Raw genomic sequence first — 18,720 nt, forward strand, 5'->3', positions numbered from 1 at the left:
TAGACCTTCAACATATGTTGAAGGTCTTTTTATGTCTAATAATAAAAGAAACAACCCCAAATGTAGAGGTTGTTTCCTAATCATCCTATAAATAATCTCTTCTAAGTTCCTCAGCTGTTTTAGGTGAAATATACCCAGGTGCTACATCAAACACAGACTTTGCTCCGAATTGTTTTTCTTGATTTAAGCGATAAGCTGCTCTTGCGTATGCAACTAGAACGCTAGCTGTAAATTCCGGATTGCTGTCAAGTTTTAGTGAGAATTCATAAATTTGTTTGTTACCAGCACCTGTATTGCCACCACGAATTACAAATCCACCATGTGGCGCTTTAGAGTGATCACGTTTTAATTCTTCTTCAGTGATAAAATGTACTTCTGTATCATAATCAGCGAAGTAGTTTGGCATTGTTTTAATTTCATTTTCAATTTTCGCTTTATCAGCGCCTTCTTCAGCAACAATATAGCAAACGCGGTTATGTTTATCAGCTGTTGCTAGTTCAGGGTTTTCTCCGCTACGAACTTTGTCCATTGCTGCTTCAGATGGAATTGTATATTGAACTCCATTTTTAACACCCTCAACACGGCGAACTGCATCTGAGTGCCCTTGGCTAAGTCCTTTACCCCAGAATGTATAGTTTTCACCATTTGGTAAAATTGCATCTGCTAATACACGATTAATGGAGAATAAACCTGGATCCCAACCAACAGAAATAATTGAAGTTGTATTATTTTTTGTTGCTGCTTCATTCACAGATGCGTAAAACTCTGGAATTTTTGCATGCGTATCATAACTATCTACAGTATTAAACATACTTGCGAAGTATGGAGTTTGTTCTGGTAAATCTGTTGCGGATCCTCCGCAAAGAATCATTACATCAATTTCATTTTTATAATCACTTGCTTCAGATATATGTAATGTTTTTACATCATTAATATTTAAATCTTTTGGATCTCTTCTAGTGAATACTGCCACTAATTCCATATCTTGAGTTTGTTTAATAGCTTCGATAGCACCTTTACCTAAATTACCGTAGCCTACAATTCCTATTTTTATCTTTTTATTCATATTAGCTTCTCCTTATTTACGGATTATTTTGTTAAGAAATGAATCAAAATTCAAGCGAATGATTAAAAATACCATTCCATTATAATTTTAAACCTTTATTGTGTACAGAAACAACCATTAACTATTCTTCCACTATGTTTTTCAGGTTAGGAATTATCGAAAACTTATAGATAGAATCTACCGTTGTTTACATAAAGTTAATGCTAGCTTAAGAACAAATGCATCTTCAAAAGTTTGTGGATTATACCCGGTAATCTCATGAATTTTGTTTAGTCGATAAGTTAACGTATGTCTGTGAATACCTAACTTTTCAGAGCAAATGTTTAACTGTAAATTGCTTTCAAAGTACGATGTTAAAGTTTCAGTTAATTTTTCAGTTAACCCTTGAACTTTCGTTATAAACTTATTAATTTCATAACTTTTCCTACCTTTGAATAACGTAAAAATTTCTACATCTTCAAAATATGTTGTGTGTTGATATTTATCTGAGAATGTAAGTGCAGTTTTGGCACTCGTAAATGCATAAGGTAATTCTTCTAAATTATCAACTATAGGACCAACGCCTATATGGATATCAAATTTTTTTTGAAATTTAATGATCTGTTTTAGAATTTCTTTTGAATTTTTTACAGTACTCCCACATAAGAGAAGATAATATTCATTTAAATTCAATTGACCAAATAGAGCTGGTTGCCTATAAAGAATGTTTTCTATATTTAGAGTTAAAGTATTTGAAGTTGCATCTTTCATTTGTTTAATTAGTATTATTAAATAAGGTCCATCTAAAGGAAAAGGGAGTTTTTGAATTCGTTCTTGAACGGAACTATCAATTAAAACATTTTCAATTAGTGCTTTGAAAATAAAGTCACCATTTTTCCTCCGCCATTCACTTTTACTTTCTGTTATTACTTGATGTACCATCATTTCGGTAGTTAGCTGTACTAAATTTGCAATTTCTTTTAGCTCATTTGGATCTCCAGTAATTCCAATTACCCCAATGATTTTTTCATGATACTTAATTGGTAAGTTAATGCCAGGTTTACAATTATAAAATTCTTTCGCAAGATTCTCATCTATGTAAAGTGGTCGACCGGTTTTCGCTACTTGAATAGCACCTTCATGAATGGAATCGACCCGCTCTTTATCCCCTGAAGCTAAGATGACCCCATCGTTACTTATGACGTTGATATTATGATGTAGCCTCATCATCGTTTGATGAACAATTTCTTCTGCTAATTTAATTGATAACAATTTATACACCCCGTATAAAAAAGAGTCTGTACTAGTACAGTTAATTTATACATTTATTATAATGCTATTTTCCATGCATCGCCATTATAATTTATGTAAGCGCTTAATCGAAAAGGAGGATGAAGATGAAAATAGTAATTAGTCCAGATTCATTCAAAGGGACTTTAACTGCTCTAGAAGCAGCACAAGCGATCGAACAAGGAATAAAGCAAGTAAACCAAGAGATAGAGACGATTCTGCTACCTGTTGCAGATGGCGGAGAAGGAACAATGGATGCACTAGTGTTAGCAACAAGCGGTCAATATGTAAAAGCGAATGTTCTTGATCCTCTTGGGCGTGAAATAGAAGCTTCCTTTGGTGTTCTTGGAAATAAGTCTACTTGTGTCATTGAAATGGCTTCAGCCTCTGGTATAACACTGTTACATAACAATGAAAGGAATCCTAGAAAAGCATCCACTTATGGAACTGGCCAACTTATTCAAATTGCATTAGATCAAGGTTTTAGAGATTTTATCATTTGTATTGGTGGAAGTGCAACTAATGATGGTGGAGTGGGGATGTTAAGAGCTCTAGGATTGCGATTGTTAGATGAAAATGGACGTGGTGTACAAAACTCGATTGATGGGCTATACGAAGTAAAAACATTAGATTTCTCAAACTGGGACACAAGATTAAATGATTCAACGATTGCCATCGCTTGTGACGTAAATAATCCATTAGTTGGTGTTAATGGGGCAACAGCCGTTTTTGGTCCTCAAAAAGGTGTCAAGGCTGACGAAGTTGAATTCTTTGACCAAGCACTAACACATTGGGCAAATGTGGTCGAAGTAGAAAAAGGAATTCGTTTACATGATTATCAAGGTGCTGGTGCTGCCGGTGGCATGGGTGGTGCACTAATTGCATTTCTTGATGGGAAGTTCCATCAAGGAATTGAATTAGTTTTAGATGTCATGAATTATAACGAGAAAATACAAGATGCAGAGCTCATTATTACTGGGGAAGGAAAATCAGATAGTCAAACATTGCATGGAAAAGCACCTATGGGCGTTTTACATTGTGCAAGGCAATTTGAGATTCCAACTATATTAATTTCTGGCAGTATTGATGAACAAGATGAAGAGATACTAGCTCAGCACTTTCATAAAATTATCTCAGTAGTCGATCAATCTATATCTACCGAGATGGCAATGAAGGAAGCATCGAAATATTTATCTCAAAAAGCATACCAAACTATCAAAAATCTAATAGATTAAGGGGGAGAAAGGGATGTTGTTTTTAATCATATTAATTGGGGTGTTGTTAGTAGTATTTGCTACTGCAAAATTGAAGGTACATCCATTTTTAGCATTACTACTAAGTTCATTCTTTGTTGGAATTGCAAGTGGAATGCCGTTATTAGATGTAGTTAAGAATATTAATACTGGTTTCGGAAGTCTAATGACGAGTATTGGTATTGTCATTGTAGCAGGGACAATGATAGGTGTTATTTTAGAACGCTCTGGTGCAGCTTTTCGTATGGCAGAAGTTGTTCTCCGAATAGTTGGGCCAAAACATCCTCAATTAGCGATGTCAATTATTGGCTACATCGTGTCAATACCTGTATTTTGTGATTCAGCTTTCATTATTTTATCTAGCTTACAAAAATCACTAGCAAAACGTGCGAAAGTAACAATTGCTTCAATGGGTGTTGCATTAGCAACTGGTTTATATGCGACACATGTACTTGTTCCTCCAACTCCAGGGCCAATCGCAGCAGCTGGGAATATTGGTGCTACAGATTACTTAGGGACAGTAATAGTAATAGGTTTGATTGTTGCTATTCCAGCAACGTTTGTCGGGTATTTATGGTCTGTTAAAGTTGCTTCAAAAATTAGAGTTCCATTAGATGATGAAGAAACAATAGATTATGATGAGGTAGTTAAAAACTTTGGTAAAATGCCATCCACATTTAATGCATTCTTACCAATTGTACTTCCAATTGTTTTAATAGGAATTGGATCCATTGCAGCATTAGTAGGTGATCCTGAATCAACATTTAATATGATTTTACGCTTCTTAGGAAGTCCAATTGTTGCGTTATTATTAGGTGTTGTTGCAGCATTCCCATTACTTCCAAAGTTAAACGAGGAAACATTAACTGGTTGGATTGGCGATAGTTTAAAAGATGCAGCACCGATTCTTTTAATTACAGCGGCGGGTGGTTCATTCGGTACGATTATTAAAGAAACAGGCGTTGGAGAAATGTTGCAACAAATGGATCTAGGTTCGTTAGCGCAAGGATCATTATTCTTACTCGTACCATTCATTATTGCTGCTGCACTTAAAACAGCACAAGGTTCTTCAACTACAGCCCTAGTTATTACATCTACATTAGTAGCACCGATGTTAGTAACTGCTGGAATTGAAGGTGCAATTCCACTTGCATTAGTTGTAATGGCTGTTGGAGCTGGAGCAATGACAGTTTCACACGTGAACGACAGCTTCTTCTGGGTTGTTACACAATATAGTGGAATGGAAGTAACGCAAGCATACAAAGCGCAAACGATGGCAACGTTACTTCAAGGGTTAACGACAATTGTATTTACTATGATTTTATGGATGATTTTTGTATAAAGATTTCATATAAGGCATACTTCGCAATATTGGCGAGTATGCTTTTTTATTTTACCAATGGAAAATTGCTGGGAAGACACTTTTATTATTGATATACTACTAGAAACAATAAATGGAACAAAGGGGCTATCAAAAGGGGAGTGGGTCTGTTGAAGAGAAATATATTAATTGTAGATGATCAGCCAGAGATTGCAGAATTATTAAGTATATATTTGGAAAAAGGCGGATTCAACATTATTCAAGCAAGCGATGGTATGGATGCGTTGATGTATATTTCAAAGGGGAATATCGATTTAATGCTTGTCGATCTTATGATTCCAATTATTGATGGTTATCAGCTTATTAGAAAAGTAAGAGAATCGATGCACATTCCGATTATAATCATTTCGGCTAAACAAGAGAATCAGGACAAAATTTTCGGGCTTGAAATTGGTGCAGATGATTATATACAAAAACCTTTTGATCCCCTTGAGGTTGTTGCAAGAGTGCAAGCTCTTATAAGACGTAGCTATAACTTTTCAACGATTGATAAGCAACTAGAGGAAGTAAGTCAAACCGTAATAAAAGTCGTAGGTGATTTAACGCTCGATGAAGCAACATTTTCCATTATACGAAACGGTGTTGTCATTCAACTTACAAAAATTGAATATAAAATACTCGACCTTTTAATGAGCACACCAGGAAGAGTATATACAAAGCAACAGATTTTCGAGAACGCATGGGACGATTATTATATCGGTGGCGAAGAGGATAACACTATAAACGTACATATCTCTAAAATTAGAGAAAAGATTGAAGCAAATCCAAAAAAGCCAGAGTACATTAAAACAGTTAGAGGTCTGGGTTATAAATTTGAAAAGCAAATCCCAAAGATTTAGGCCAATCTGAGCACTTAATCAGAAAAATAAGATGTAGTTAAGGTTAATTTAAGATTGAGCTATTACTCTATCACTATAAAGGCCAAACATTGAGGGGATGAATTTGAATAAACTTAATCCATTATTTCCAAAGGAAGAAGGTATTTTTCCTTATATTTATCTAGCGAATATGTGTATTCCGCTATTTTTCATGTTAAGTGAACCTACAGAAACCCTTTATCCGGGTTTATTGTTATTATTCATTTTTGTTATTGTTTATAGACAGATTTTTTGGAGTTCGAGGTTTATCATTCTTTTTATTGTAATTGAACTGGTCATAACGCTCATTCTTTCTTATTTTTATAATCCATTATATTTATATATCGTGTTTGTTTTTTCGTTTTTGATGGTGCGTTTACAATGGAAATGGTTATATTGGCTATGTGGTAGTTATGCAGTACTTAGCTTAATTCTTATTTATAAGACGATTTTTCCTGATAATCTAGTTTTAATCGTTAGTTTTTTGCCGCCTGTTTTTGGGGGAGCCATTCTTCCTTTTGTTATGAAAGCATCACTGCGATATAAAGAATTAAATGAAGATTTAAGAAGAGTAGCGGAAGAATTAAAAGTTAAAAGCGAGGAAAAGGAACGATTAGAGGAAAGTAAAAAAAGGATGCTTGCAGATTTGTCTCATGATTTAAAAACTCCTATGACGACGATTCAAGGCTATTCAAAAGCACTATATGACGGCTTTGTACAAGATGAGGAGCAGAAGCAACGTTATCTGAAATATATATATGATAAGTCTATTAGAGTTACAGACTTAATTGATGAGTTGTTTGTCTTCTCGAAATTGGATAATCCAGACTCCCAAATTAATAAACAGGAAAAGGATTTATGCGAATTTTTACGGCAGGTTGTTGTGGAGTATTATGAACAATTTGATGAGAAAGAAATGGAGCTTAGTATTGAAATACCTTCTGAAAGAGTAGTATTTTCGTTCGATCAGAAGTTACTTTATCGGGCCATTTCGAACATTTTAGAGAATACGATTAAGTACAATCCTGAACAAACCACTGTGTATATAAGTTTGAAAGTGTCAAAGAATCACTTGACGATTGAAATTGGTGATAATGGATCAGGTATTCATGAGGACATTGCGGATACACTGTTCGATCCCTTTGTTAGGGGAGATAAAAGTAGGATGAATGATGGTGGAACTGGATTAGGTTTAGCCATTACAAAGAAAATTATAGAAAAGCATAATGGTCTTGTTTATGTAGATACGAAACCGTTGCGGGGAAGCACGAATTTTATCATAGAGTTACCGCTCACATAAAACCTAGTAAGGGATGCCTTGAAAGTATAGCTTTCGAGGCATCTTTTTATTAATTAGGATAAATTATGCTGCTGGGGATGTCTGTGAGGAGCACTAGATAGGTTAATGGACAAAAGGATGTGGGATTCCATTCGAAATGTCCATTATGGTTGAGTTAATGGACAAAAAGATGTGTGATTTCAATCGAAATGTCCATTAAGGATGAGTTAATGGTCAAAAGGGTGTGTGATTTCATTCAAAATGGCCATTATGACTGGTTTAATGGACAAAAGGGTGTGAGATTCTATAAGAATTGTCCATTATGGATGAGTTAATGGACAAAAGGATGTGTGATTTCAATCGAAATGTCTATAATGGCTGGGTTAATGGACAAAAAGATGTGGGATTCCATTCGAAATGTCCATTATGACTAGTTTAATGGACAAAAGGATGTGTGATTTCAATCGAAATGTCCATTATGACTGGGTTAATGGACAAAAGGATGTGTGATTCCATACGAAATGTCCATTATGACTAGTTTAATGGACAAAAGGATGTGTGATTCCATACGAAATGTCCATTATGACTAGTTTAATGGACAAAAGGATGTGTGATTTCATTCGAAATGACTATTATGACTGAGTTAATAGACAAAAGAAGGGGAGATCGTATCAGAAATGTCTTTAATAGCCCCTCTAAAGGACAAATGGTAGCGAGAATCCCAGAGAAATGTCTTTAATAGCCCCTCTAAAGGACAAATGGTAGAGAGAATACCCAGAGAAATGTCTTTAATAGCCCCTCTAAAGGACAAAAGGTGGAGAAAAACCCAGAGAAATGTCTTTTATAGCCGCTCTAAAGGACAAAAGGTAGAGAATCCCAGAGAAATGTCTTTAATAGCCCTTCTAAAAGACAAAAGGTAAAGAAATCCATTAAGAAATGTCTTTTACACCCCTTATAAAGAAAAAAATTTTACATTCCGCAGGCGCTCAACAGTAGCTGAATACTAAAAGTTATGCTGAGAGCAAGGTTGCAACACCATAACCGTGAACAAAAAACAAATTTCAAGCCCCCCAATCTTAATAGTAAAATATGGTTCACTTAAGATTAAGTTAAGACTCCCTTTGTAGTATAGAGATATGAATAAGCAAACAGATAAAGGAGTCGTTACGATGAGCTATGTAATTGAAATAAATAATATTGAAAAAAGTTATGGCAAGGTAAAAGCTGTTGATGGCATTTCATTACAAGTAAAGCGCGGAGAGGTGCTTGGAATTATCGGTGCAAATGGAGCGGGGAAATCAACGACATTAGAAATTATGATGGGGCTTCGCAAACCAGATACTGGTACAGTGACTGTTCTAGGGATGGATATTACAAATTCCTCAGACCAAATAAAACAACGAATCGGCATTCAGCTTCAACAAACAGCATTATATGATCGTATTAAAGTGAAAGAAGCACTGGAGTTATTTAGTTCCTACTATGAGAAAAAGAGAGACGTAAATGAAATAATCGAAACTCTTGGCCTAAGACCATATTTAAATAAATTCGTAAAGAATCTATCTGGTGGTTGGCAACAACGAACATCGCTAGCACTAGCGTTAATAAATGATCCAGACATAATTTTCTTAGATGAACCAACAACAGGTTTGGATCCGCAAGCAAGACTAGAGCTTTGGGGTTGTATTAACCGATATCGAGCGGAAGGGAAGACAATCATCCTTTCAACTCACTATATGGATGAAGCTCAAAAACATTGTGATCGAATTGCAATTATTAAAAAAGGGAAGCTCATTTCATGTGATGTGCCAAAGAGCTTAATTCATTCCCTAGGAAATGATAATGCGACGTTAGAAGACGTTTATTTACAATATGCGGTAGGAAATTAAAGGGGGAAATCATAATGCAATCAATTTTAACTCATACAAAAATGGAAATGAAATTGTTTTTTAGAGAAACGTTAGCTTTGCTATTTACATTTATCGTACCAGCTGTAAGTTTTGTTGTCTTTGCGATAATGTTTCAGGGTAGTTCGTATGATGGTGGATTAGATTATTTCCAGGCATATATTCCGAGCATGATTGCCATTATCATCTTTACAACAGCATTTTTCTCCATGGGTCTTCAAATCGTTATTGACAGAGAGAAGGGTGTTTATAAACGACTAAAAGGGACACCACTTAACCAGCGTGCAATCTTTACTGCAACGATTATTAAAGGTTTCTTTGCAATCTACATTGGTGCAATTGAGATACTTCTTATTGCGAAATTCGGCTTTTCAACTAATTTAACAAGCCATGCATTCCAGTTTTTCTTAGCATTAACATTCTGCTCGGTGACATTTTTCTCAATAGGTTTTATCGTTTCTAGTTTAGCAAAACGAATGAATACAGCTTTAGGTATTGCGATGATAGCCATGTACCCAATGATGTTTTTATCAGGTGCGACGATTCCACTAGAAGCTTTTCCTGAAATTTTACAAAATGTTTCTTATATCGTACCTTTGACTTATGTAGTCAATGTTTTAAGAGATGGTTGGAACGGTACTCTATTTACGGCAGACGCATTAGTTGATATAGGTATATTGACAGGGGTATTAATTGTTTCAGCAATTATAGGTATGAAGTATTTTAAATGGACAGATTGAATTCAACAAAAAAAGTGATCAACCCTGTACCTGGTTTGATCACTTTTAGTTTTTATTTATTCTTCTTCACTACCTGAAATTTCACTTGTTTTCACGTTCAGACCAACATCGACTTTGTCACCCTCAACAGTTTCAACAAGGAACTTTTTGCCCACTAACTCATCTTTATCTACAGATGCATATCTTCTTGCAACTTCTTTATCAGTTTTCGTGTCATCAGGTTTAAGACTTACAACGATTTTGACTACATCGTCATCAATTTTTTGTAATGCTTTGAATTCCATACTATGGTCAATATATTTAGGGTCATTTATTTGAACTAGTAATAAATCTTTTGTTTCCCAGTCAACAGTACTCTCATATCCAGATGGAATCGTTTCTGATGTATAAACCCAAATACCACCAGTTGATTGACGATCCGGACTTCCCCAGAACCAGTTAATATTTTGGAAATTGACTTCTGGATACACAGGTGAAGTTTCAACAGCTTCAACTAAATCGGAATCATCATATGCCTCTTCTTCTTCTTTTTCTTCAGAAGACCCTTCAGCATCATCTTTCTCAGTGTCAGTTGCCACTTCAGTTTGGTCTTCTTTTGGATCTTCAGCTTTTGTTTCATTAGATGAACTGCATCCTGCTAAAACAAGTAATAACATAGATGCATAAAATAACGATGATAAATATTTCTTTTTCAAAAAAATAAACCTCCTAAATAGTTTCGAGTAGTTTGTTTTAGAAAACCACTCACTTCAAAAAACTCTCTAATTAATGATACCTTCCAAATTATTAGGAATGAACTGGAAGAAAGGTGTAGTTTTTTCGAAAGGAAGTTAGTGAGATATAACTAAAATCTAGGGTTCATCAATCTTAAAAATAATACTTTAGAGACTGATTGAGTTGGTACAAATGAACTGTTATAAACAAACTCGACTTTTTGTGGAATTATTTGTAAACTTTGCTTATATTGAACATTAGTAAGATATTAGTTACTTTTTTATTGATTAGGACGAAAATATCCAATTATACTGTAAGAGACTAATTTGTAAAAGGAATGAGTTAATGGAAATTATACGAGTAAAAGATTATGAAGAGATGAGTAAAACTGCAAGTTCTTATATATTAGAAAAGTTGAAGCAACTGGATGCGCCTGTCATTGGATTAGCTACAGGTTCAACACCAGAAGGATTGTACCGCCTTTTAGTGGACGAAAATAAAAAGGGAAACGTATCATTTAAAAATGTGACAACTTTCAATTTAGATGAATATACAAATATCGAACCTACTGACCCTAACAGCTATCATTACTTTATGAATAAACACTTGTTAGATCATATTGATATTCCTAAAAATCAAATTCACCTGCCAAACGGAAATGCAGAAGATTTAGAAGCAGAGTGCCAAGAGTATGAAAATAAAATTTCTGAAGCAGGTAAAATTGACCTTCAAGTTTTAGGAATCGGAGTGAATGGACATATCGGATTTAATGAGCCGGGTACACCTTTTACAAGTCGAACACATATTGTTACATTAGATGAATCCACACGCGAAGCAAACTCGAGGTTTTTCAATTCTATAGATGAAGTGCCAACACAAGCAATCACAATGGGAATTGGAACAATTATGGAGAGTAGTGAAATACTAATGCTTATATCAGGCGAGCAAAAAGCTGACACGCTAAATCGCTTGTTGAATGGTGAAGTAAGTGAAGAGTTCCCAGCTTCTGTTTTACACAAACATAGTAAAGTAACAGTTATTGCTGATGAAGCTGCTTGCAGTAAGCTAGAAAACCTTGAATAGTAATAAAAAAGTGGTCATCCTCGTTTGAGGGTGACCACTTTTTTGTCCGCAGGAAGTACTAGAAAATAGATTTGGAAGACATATTATAGCCGTTTGTACTAGCTTATATTGCTTTAATAAAAGTTTAAGACCTTGTCCAAATTACAACAGAAATTTTTAGAAACAAGGTCCCGAATTTTTCCGAAATACATATATATAAGTAAACTAGTTGGCAGGAGTAGATCCTATTTGAACAAACAAAATAACCGTTATCGTTGGGTTGTTTTTACATTAGTATTGTTTATTTATTTGTTAATGTCGAGCCAACGAACGGCTCCGGGTTTGATTACTGAACAGATGATGTTGGATTTTAATATTACTGCAACGACAATTGGATTATTAACAAGTATTCAATTTTTTGTATACACTGGTTTACAAATTCCAATGGGGATGATGGCTGACCGTTTTGGTCCAAACTTTTTTCTTATTATTGGTTCCATTTTAACAGGTGTTGGAACTATCATTTATAGTGTAAGTACATCTGAAGTTGTTTTGTTTTTTGCAAGAGTTCTTGCTGGTACAGGAGACGCGACCATTTGGGTAAATATGATTCTTATTTTAAGTCACTGGTTTACTGCAAAGGAATTTACAAGACTAATTGGGATTGCGGCGATGACAGGAAGCCTCGGGTACCTATTGGCCTCAGTTCCTTATGCCTTATTAATTGACTACCTTGGCTGGAGAACTTCATTCTTTATATCAGGTACAGTACTTTGCCTATGTGGTATTCTTCTATATTTTGTCTTATTAAATGGTCCAAAAAAAGAAAGAGTTCGACAACAAAATGACGTACCACATGAAAAAACTTGGGCTTTGTTAAAAAGGATCTTTACTAAACGACAAGCTTGGGCTTTATTTTTTTGTCACTTTGGAATTGTAGGGACGTATGTCGGTTTTATTAGCTCATGGGGAGTCCCTTATGCCATGAATATGTATGGCATGTCCCGAACTGCTGCGAGCCAGCTCATCATGCTTGGGTTAATTGGAGCGTTGATTGGTGCTCCTTTAGCTGGTTGGATTGCAAGTCGATTAGGGATGATTAAACGACCGTATATTTTTGTGCATGTTACTTTGCTTTGCATGTGGTCAACTTTTCTAATTTTTAGTGGTAGTCCGCCGTTATTTTTGTTACTCATTCTGTTCTTTATGATTGGTCTTTCCTATGGAGCAAATGCCTTAACTTTTGCTGCTGTTCGACAAACTTTTCCGGTAAAAGAATCGGGACTTGTATCAGGTTTTGCAAATACAGGTGGGTTCTTAAGCGCAATTTTGCTTCCTAGTATTTTTGGTAAGATTTTAGATCAATTTCAAGTGAATACAGGAAGCGTTATTGAAGGCTATTCTTATGGTTTTATCATTCCAGTTATTTTTTCTTTTATTGGCTTGCTTGGTGTAATGGCTCTTAAGGAAAAATCTCAATTAGAAAAGGACGTCAAATAAGGATTAGGTATAAAAAGAGTAGAAGACTAGCTCTAGTTTTGGCTAGTCTTCTACTCTTTTAATTTTTAATATATAATTTCTGCGTATTAGTTGTAACTATTTTTACTAATTGCTCTGACATAAATTCTACAGAATAATGAAAACCATTCTTAATCCAATTAATGATAAAACCAATTAAACCATGTACACGATACGATATGAACAACTGGTAGTCTATGTCATCACGTTGTTGGGGGATATAGAAATCGATCAGTTGATAATGATTTTCCATGACTTCAATCATTCGATCTTGTAAATGGATTGGTACACTATTTGATAGCATTGTTTTATAGAATACTTTATTTTCTAAGAAGTGCTCAAATAGAGGGATGGTTGAAATTTCAGTTATATACATCTCTTGGTATGAGATGTGAGGTTTTCGAAATGCAATAATCATTTTCTCTAAAGTAGTTTGAACTAGTTCCTCTAATAAATCCTCTTTTTTTTCGTAATGAAAATAGAATGTACTTCGATTCACATCGGCTTTTCTAACGATTTCTGAAATGGAAATTGAAGAGAATTCTTTTTCTTGTAAAAGTGCTAATAAGGTTTCATGAAACAAAGTTTTTGTTCGCCTCATACGCTTGTCCGAAACGTTTTTCATTTCCTTCTACACATCCCCTTATGTAACTTTTTATTTATTTATCCAACAGAAAACTTTCTTTTGTACGATATCCATCAATTTTAATTATATTAATGATTGTATGTGTTTACTATTGCGAATATAGTAAAAATACGAAAAATTATTAACTTATAAGAATGGTAGAAAGAAACTATTTTTGATGAGGAGGGTGTTTATGTACCTTGGAGTTGAAACGTTTCCAGCCATCATTGAATTCCGTTCTCAGATGGAAGGAGATCGACCATTTATAAAATTTGAAACTAATGAATTAACTTATAAACAACTTAATGATCAATCTACTAAATTAGCATCTTCTTTATCATCACTTGGCTTTTCTAAAGGTGATACATGTGCAGTCATGTTACCGAACTGTGAACAATTTATGTACTCATGGGTCGGTCTATCAAAACTTGGTGTCATTGAAGTACCTGTAAATACAGCTTATAAAGGTGACTTATTTGCTCACATTTTGAATCAGTCAAAATGTAAAGGAATTATTATATCCACTGAATGGATAGAACGATTATTATTCATTCAAAATCAACTTGAAACTCTTCAATATGTCATTGTAGTCGGTGATTATATACAACCACCGTCATCTCAATTTGAATGGTTGTCGTTTGAAGCTCTACTAAATAACAAAAGTAACAACCTTGTGTTTCCATCCATTACACCCCAAGATCCCGCCGTCATCTTATTTACTTCTGGTACAACAGGTCCTTCAAAAGGAGTTGTATTAAGTCATAGTGCAAATTTTAGTGTAGCTAATACTGCTTGTGAACTAATGGATTACGATGAATCAGATTGTTTATACTCTATGTTTCCACTATTCCATGTTAATGCACGTTATACAACTGTGTTAGTAGGATTAATCGCTGGAGCGAGAGTCGTACTACATAATCGGTTTTCTGCCTCTCGTTTTTGGGATATTTGCCGGTCGGAAGGCATTACAGCATTTAACTTTATGGGTTCCATGTTAACAATTCTCATGAAACAACCTGAGAGTGAAGATGATAGAAATCATCAGGTGAAAAAAATATATGGAGCGCCAACACCATCAGGGTTATATGAAAAATTTACGAAACGATTTGGCGTTTCAATTGCTGAGGTGTATGGCTCTACAGAGTTAGGAACTGCTGCAGCTAATCCACCAAATAACTTTAAAGTTGGTGCATGTGGAAAAGAAGTATCAATCTACGAAGTAGAAATTCATGACGAAGAAGGTTATTCAGTACCAACTGGTGTGTTAGGTGAAATCGTGGTCCGACCTAGAAAAAGTGGAGTTATGTTTAGTGGATATTATGGCAATGCAGAAGCAACGGTAAAAGCTTGGGAAAACTTATGGTTCCATACAGGGGATGTAGGCTATATAGACGAGGAAGGCTACTTGTACTTTGCGGACCGTAAAAAAGATGTTGTTCGAAGAAAAGGTGAAAATATTTCATCTTACGAAGTTGAAAGTGTAATTAATCGCCATCCGAAAGTAGCAGAGTGTGCGATTATAGGTGTGCCTTCCGAACTGTCAGAAGAGGAAGTGATGGCTGTTATTGTTTTAAAGGATCATGTACAACTCGATCCTGTTGAACTTTTAAATTATTGTGAGAATCATTTAGCTCATTTTGCTGTCCCTCGTTATATTCGAGTTGTTAATGAGTTTCCACGAACTCCATCCCAACGTATTGAAAAGTACAAACTGCGAAATGAAGGGGTTACAGCTGATACTTGGGACCGGCAAACAGTAAATTATCAAGTGCGAAGATAGGCGGGGATACTATGTATAACGGAATTGAGACATTTGGCGAAGTAGTAAAAGCACAGGCAAAACGATTCAATGATCGTAGTTTTATTCGTTTTGAATCAGCGGATGTGAGTTTTAGAGAATTTCATGAAGGTGGCAATAAAGTTGCGAATTTGCTAATTGACATCGGAATTCAAAAGGGCGATCGTTGCGCGGTGATGCTACTTAGTTCACCGGAATATTTATATTCATGGCTTGGAATTGCTCGGCTCGGTGCAATAGAGGTACCTATAAATACAGGTTTACGGGGAGATCTCCTTGCCTACATTTTAAACCAAGCAGAATGTAGAGTATTAATTGTTAAAGATGAATTTTTGGACAGAATTATTAAAATTCAACACCAACTGCACACATTGCAAGAGGTGATCGTCGTTGGAGAAAAGGTTGATGGTACTAAATCTTTCAATGCTCTATTTGAAAATGCAAGTTCTGATGAAGTAGTGGTAGAAGTGAAGCCAACCGATCCTTCATTAATTTTATTCACTTCTGGAACTACAGGGCCATCAAAAGGTGCTGTATTAAGTCACCGTGCCAACTTTGCCTTATCGAAATCTTGTATAGATGTTATGAACTACACAGAAAATGACCGATTATTTTCAGTTTTTCCCCTTTATCATGTGAATGCACGTTATTCAACGATTTTAGCAGCATTAATCGCTGGTAGTGATGTTGTCATGCATAATAAATTTTCCGCCTCACGTTTTTGGGATATTTGTCGTAATGAAGGAATTACGACATTCACATATATGGGGACGCTTATTACGATTTTGTTAAAGCAACCGAAGAAGTCCGACGATGCTGATAATCCAGTACGTATGATTCAAGGTGCTCCTTGTCCACCAGAAATTTACGATGAATTTAAAGAACGATTCAATATTGAAGTGACAGAAGCTTACGGCTCTACTGAAGTAGGGATTTGTTTAGCGAATCGTGCAGAATCATTCCGTAAAGGATCTTGTGGAAAGGTAATTCCAATATTTGATGTACAAATACATGATGAAAATGGAAATGAATGTCCACCGAATGTTCCTGGTGAAATTGTTGTAAGACCAAAAGAACCATCCATTATGTTCTCAGAATATTTCGGTATGCCAGATGAAACGGTAAAAGCTTTTCGAGATTTGTGGTTCCATACTGGAGACCGCGGTATGAAGGATGAAGATGGTTATTTTTACTTTGTTGATCGTACAAAGGATGTAGTACGTAGACGTGGTGAAAATATTTCTTCATTTGAAGTAGAACGTGTGCTGAACGATCATCCTGCTATCCATGAAAGTGCGATTGTTGGTGTACCTTCGGAGTTATCAGAAGAAGAAGTCCTTGCAGTTATTCAATTACAACAAAATGCACAAATTGACCCAATTGAGCTATTAAAGTTTTGCGAAGAGCGATTACCACACTTTGCAGTACCAAGGTATGTTCGGATTGTTGAACAATTTCCAAAAACACCATCCCAACGTATTGAAAAATATAAATTGCGTCAAGAGGGGATTACCTCTGATACGTGGGACCGAGAAACTGTTGGTTACAAAGTTTTAAGATAAATCATAAGCTTTGCCAGTAGACCTTCTGTTAACTAAGAATTGGCTAACTTTAGAAATGATATAGATAAAAAAAGTTCAAAGATATTTAAATAGAAGGGAGGAAAATTATGGAAAGTTTACGTGGGAAAGTAGCGATTATCGGTGTAGCTGATACCGAAGTTGGTATTGTACCGCATATGTCAGCTACGCAGCTAACAATTGATGCAGCTTTGAAAGCTCTTGATGATGCAGGACTAACTAAAAATGATATAGATGGATTAATCACTTGTAATTCATTTGCAGAACCGATTTTGTATCATGCAGAAGCGATGGCAGAATACTTACAAATCAAACCAAAACTTTGTTATAGCGTTCTAACTGGAGGAGGAACGACGTTTTCACTAGTAGAACATGCAGCAGCGGCAATTGTGGCTGGATTATGCCACACGGTCTTAATCGTCACAGCGGATAGTCTTCGAAGCGGATTAACTAAAGAAAAAGCGATGACTTCACAAGCTTCTACTGGACATCCACAGTTTGAATCAATCTATGGACCAACAGTACCTGCGTTGTATGCACTAATTGCAAGAGCACACATGGAAAAGTACGGTACGACATCTGAACAGTTCGCCAAAATTGCAGTGGCATGCCGAAAACATGCGAGCTTAAATCCGGCTGCACAAATGCGTGAACTTATATCAGTAGAAGATGTAATAAATTCACGAATGATTGCAGATCCCCTTCATTTGTTAGATTGTTCGTTAATATCAGATGGTGGTGCTGCAGTCATCGTCACAAGTGCAGAACGTGCAAAGGCCTTTAAGCAAGATCCAATATATCTATTAGGTGTAGGTGAAGGACATCATCATGAACATATTAGCCAGGCCTTAGATTTCACCACTTCAGGCGCTACGGATTCTAGTAAACTAGCATATGAAATGGCAGGATTAGGGCCGAAAGATATGGACTTTGCTCAAATATATGATTGCTTTACACCGACAGTTCTAGTGGAACTAGAAGATCTAGGTTTTTGTGAAAAGGGTGAAGGTGGTGCCTTTGTTGATAGTGGGGCAATTGAATTAGGCGGTGCGCTCCCTATTAACACACATGGTGGGTTATTATCCCATTGCCATCCAGGTCATCCTGGTTCGATGTTTGCTTTAACCGAAGCGGTAAAACAATTACGAGATCAAGCAGGTGAAAGGCAAGTGAAAAATGCTCAAACTGCACTAGTCCATGGACAAGGTGGCATTATGTCCAGTCATACCACTTTAATAATAGGGCGTGAGGTGTCATGATGGAAGCATTAAAAATTTTACCTACACCAACTATTGAAACCCAAATCTTTTGGGATGCATGTCAACAAGAAAAACTTTTAGTCCAACAATGTAAAGAGTGTGAACATGTTCAATTTTATCCACGCTTGATGTGTACAAATTGTAGTAGCCGTGAAGTTGGATGGATCGAATCAAGTGGTTTTGCAAAAGTTGTTACTTATACGATAGTTCATCGACCAATTCTACCTGCATATCAAAAAGAGGCACCTTATATTCTCGCGGTAGTACAACTTGAAGAAGGTCCGACAATGATGACAAATATCGTAAACTGCAATCATGATTCCATCAAGTGTGGATTACAAGTCAAAGTACTATTTCAAGATTGGGAAAAAGGTTTTTTAGTTCCTGTATTTGAACCTATATAAGTCGGTGA

Annotated in this window: 16 protein-coding genes; 12 read left to right on the forward strand and 4 right to left on the reverse strand. The window is 35.6% G+C overall.

Annotated elements, in window-relative coordinates; all coding sequences use genetic code 11:
- Positions 1-85: 85 nt before the first annotated feature.
- Positions 86-1,066, reverse strand: a complete 981-nt coding sequence (locus CRO45_RS16120; RefSeq protein ID WP_097150648.1) for a diaminopimelate dehydrogenase — start codon at positions 1,064-1,066, stop codon at positions 86-88.
- A gap of 177 nt (positions 1,067-1,243) precedes the next feature.
- Positions 1,244-2,317, reverse strand: a complete 1,074-nt coding sequence (locus tag CRO45_RS16125; protein WP_097150649.1) for a CdaR family transcriptional regulator — start codon at positions 2,315-2,317, stop codon at positions 1,244-1,246.
- Between the two features lie 125 nt (positions 2,318-2,442).
- Here CRO45_RS16125 and CRO45_RS16130 point away from each other — a divergent pair, with 125 nt between their 5' ends.
- The 6 genes from CRO45_RS16130 (at position 2,443) to CRO45_RS16155 (ending at position 9,752) form a co-directional block, all read left to right on the forward strand.
- Entirely contained in the window at positions 2,443-3,570 is a 1,128-nt protein-coding gene (locus tag CRO45_RS16130) for a glycerate kinase (protein WP_097150650.1), read from the forward strand.
- A gap of 13 nt (positions 3,571-3,583) precedes the next feature.
- Entirely contained in the window at positions 3,584-4,930 is a 1,347-nt protein-coding gene (locus CRO45_RS16135; protein WP_097150651.1) for a GntP family permease, read from the forward strand.
- A gap of 149 nt (positions 4,931-5,079) precedes the next feature.
- Positions 5,080-5,808, forward strand: a complete 729-nt coding sequence (locus tag CRO45_RS16140; protein ID WP_097150652.1) for a response regulator transcription factor — start codon at positions 5,080-5,082, stop codon at positions 5,806-5,808.
- A gap of 103 nt (positions 5,809-5,911) precedes the next feature.
- Positions 5,912-7,126: a sensor histidine kinase gene (locus CRO45_RS16145; RefSeq protein WP_235864622.1), complete on the forward strand. Its 1,215-nt coding sequence runs from the start codon at positions 5,912-5,914 to the stop codon at positions 7,124-7,126.
- A 1,148-nt stretch (positions 7,127-8,274) separates the two neighbouring features.
- Positions 8,275-8,994, forward strand: coding sequence for an ABC transporter ATP-binding protein (locus CRO45_RS16150; protein ID WP_097150654.1), 720 nt, complete (start codon positions 8,275-8,277; stop codon positions 8,992-8,994).
- 14 nt (positions 8,995-9,008) lie between these two features.
- Positions 9,009-9,752, forward strand: coding sequence for an ABC transporter permease (locus CRO45_RS16155; protein ID WP_097150655.1), 744 nt, complete (start codon positions 9,009-9,011; stop codon positions 9,750-9,752).
- Between the two features lie 56 nt (positions 9,753-9,808).
- On the opposite strand, the gene CRO45_RS16160 is transcribed toward CRO45_RS16155, so the two are convergent.
- Positions 9,809-10,447 carry a hypothetical protein gene (locus tag CRO45_RS16160; protein ID WP_097150656.1) on the reverse strand — a complete coding sequence of 213 codons (639 nt, stop codon included), beginning with the start codon at positions 10,445-10,447 and terminating at the stop codon, positions 9,809-9,811.
- Positions 10,448-10,811: 364 nt separating this feature from the next.
- Between CRO45_RS16160 and nagB the strand changes: the two genes are divergently transcribed.
- Entirely contained in the window at positions 10,812-11,549 is a 738-nt protein-coding gene (gene nagB / locus CRO45_RS16165) for a glucosamine-6-phosphate deaminase (RefSeq protein WP_097150657.1), read from the forward strand.
- Positions 11,550-11,777: 228 nt separating this feature from the next.
- Positions 11,778-13,028, forward strand: a complete 1,251-nt coding sequence (locus tag CRO45_RS16170) for an MFS transporter (protein ID WP_097150658.1) — start codon at positions 11,778-11,780, stop codon at positions 13,026-13,028.
- Between the two features lie 58 nt (positions 13,029-13,086).
- On the opposite strand, the gene CRO45_RS16175 is transcribed toward CRO45_RS16170, so the two are convergent.
- The gene (locus tag CRO45_RS16175) at positions 13,087-13,671 is read right to left on the reverse strand and encodes a TetR/AcrR family transcriptional regulator (RefSeq protein ID WP_097150659.1); all 585 of its coding nucleotides are present in this window, start codon (positions 13,669-13,671) and stop codon (positions 13,087-13,089) included.
- Between the two features lie 193 nt (positions 13,672-13,864).
- On the opposite strand from CRO45_RS16175, the gene CRO45_RS16180 reads away from it, so the two are divergent.
- The 4 genes from CRO45_RS16180 to CRO45_RS16195 all read left to right on the forward strand — a co-directional run bounded on the left by CRO45_RS16180 (position 13,865) and on the right by CRO45_RS16195 (position 18,712).
- A complete protein-coding gene (locus CRO45_RS16180; RefSeq protein ID WP_170949525.1) occupies positions 13,865-15,451 on the forward strand; it encodes an AMP-binding protein in 1,587 nt (528 codons plus the stop codon).
- Positions 15,452-15,462: 11 nt separating this feature from the next.
- Positions 15,463-17,031, forward strand: coding sequence for an AMP-binding protein (locus tag CRO45_RS16185; RefSeq protein ID WP_097150661.1), 1,569 nt, complete (start codon positions 15,463-15,465; stop codon positions 17,029-17,031).
- Between the two features lie 107 nt (positions 17,032-17,138).
- Positions 17,139-18,308, forward strand: coding sequence for a thiolase C-terminal domain-containing protein (locus tag CRO45_RS16190; RefSeq protein WP_097150662.1), 1,170 nt, complete (start codon positions 17,139-17,141; stop codon positions 18,306-18,308).
- The gene (locus CRO45_RS16195) at positions 18,305-18,712 is read left to right on the forward strand and encodes a Zn-ribbon domain-containing OB-fold protein (protein ID WP_097150663.1); all 408 of its coding nucleotides are present in this window, start codon (positions 18,305-18,307) and stop codon (positions 18,710-18,712) included. The genes CRO45_RS16190 and CRO45_RS16195 overlap by 4 nt, the downstream gene beginning before the upstream one ends.
- Positions 18,713-18,720: the final 8 nt, after the last annotated feature.

Source organism: Ureibacillus acetophenoni (genome assembly GCF_900220965.1).
In the GTDB taxonomy this organism is placed as follows: Bacteria; Bacillota; Bacilli; order Bacillales_A; family Planococcaceae; genus Ureibacillus; species Ureibacillus acetophenoni.

Coding starts and splice junctions, on each gene's coding strand:
- CRO45_RS16130 (WP_097150650.1), top strand. CDS start 2,443: ATGAAAATAGTAATTAGTCCAGATTCATTCAAAGGGACTTTAACTGCT.
- CRO45_RS16150 (WP_097150654.1), top strand. CDS start 8,275: ATGAGCTATGTAATTGAAATAAATAATATTGAAAAAAGTTATGGCAAG.
- CRO45_RS16190 (WP_097150662.1), top strand. CDS start 17,139: ATGGAAAGTTTACGTGGGAAAGTAGCGATTATCGGTGTAGCTGATACC.
- CRO45_RS16195 (WP_097150663.1), top strand. CDS start 18,305: ATGATGGAAGCATTAAAAATTTTACCTACACCAACTATTGAAACCCAA.
- CRO45_RS16135 (WP_097150651.1), top strand. CDS start 3,584: ATGTTGTTTTTAATCATATTAATTGGGGTGTTGTTAGTAGTATTTGCT.
- CRO45_RS16155 (WP_097150655.1), top strand. CDS start 9,009: ATGCAATCAATTTTAACTCATACAAAAATGGAAATGAAATTGTTTTTT.
- CRO45_RS16180 (WP_170949525.1), top strand. CDS start 13,865: ATGTACCTTGGAGTTGAAACGTTTCCAGCCATCATTGAATTCCGTTCT.
- CRO45_RS16175 (WP_097150659.1), bottom strand. CDS start 13,671: ATGAAAAACGTTTCGGACAAGCGTATGAGGCGAACAAAAACTTTGTTT.
- nagB (WP_097150657.1), top strand. CDS start 10,812: ATGGAAATTATACGAGTAAAAGATTATGAAGAGATGAGTAAAACTGCA.
- CRO45_RS16120 (WP_097150648.1), bottom strand. CDS start 1,066: ATGAATAAAAAGATAAAAATAGGAATTGTAGGCTACGGTAATTTAGGT.
- CRO45_RS16185 (WP_097150661.1), top strand. CDS start 15,463: ATGTATAACGGAATTGAGACATTTGGCGAAGTAGTAAAAGCACAGGCA.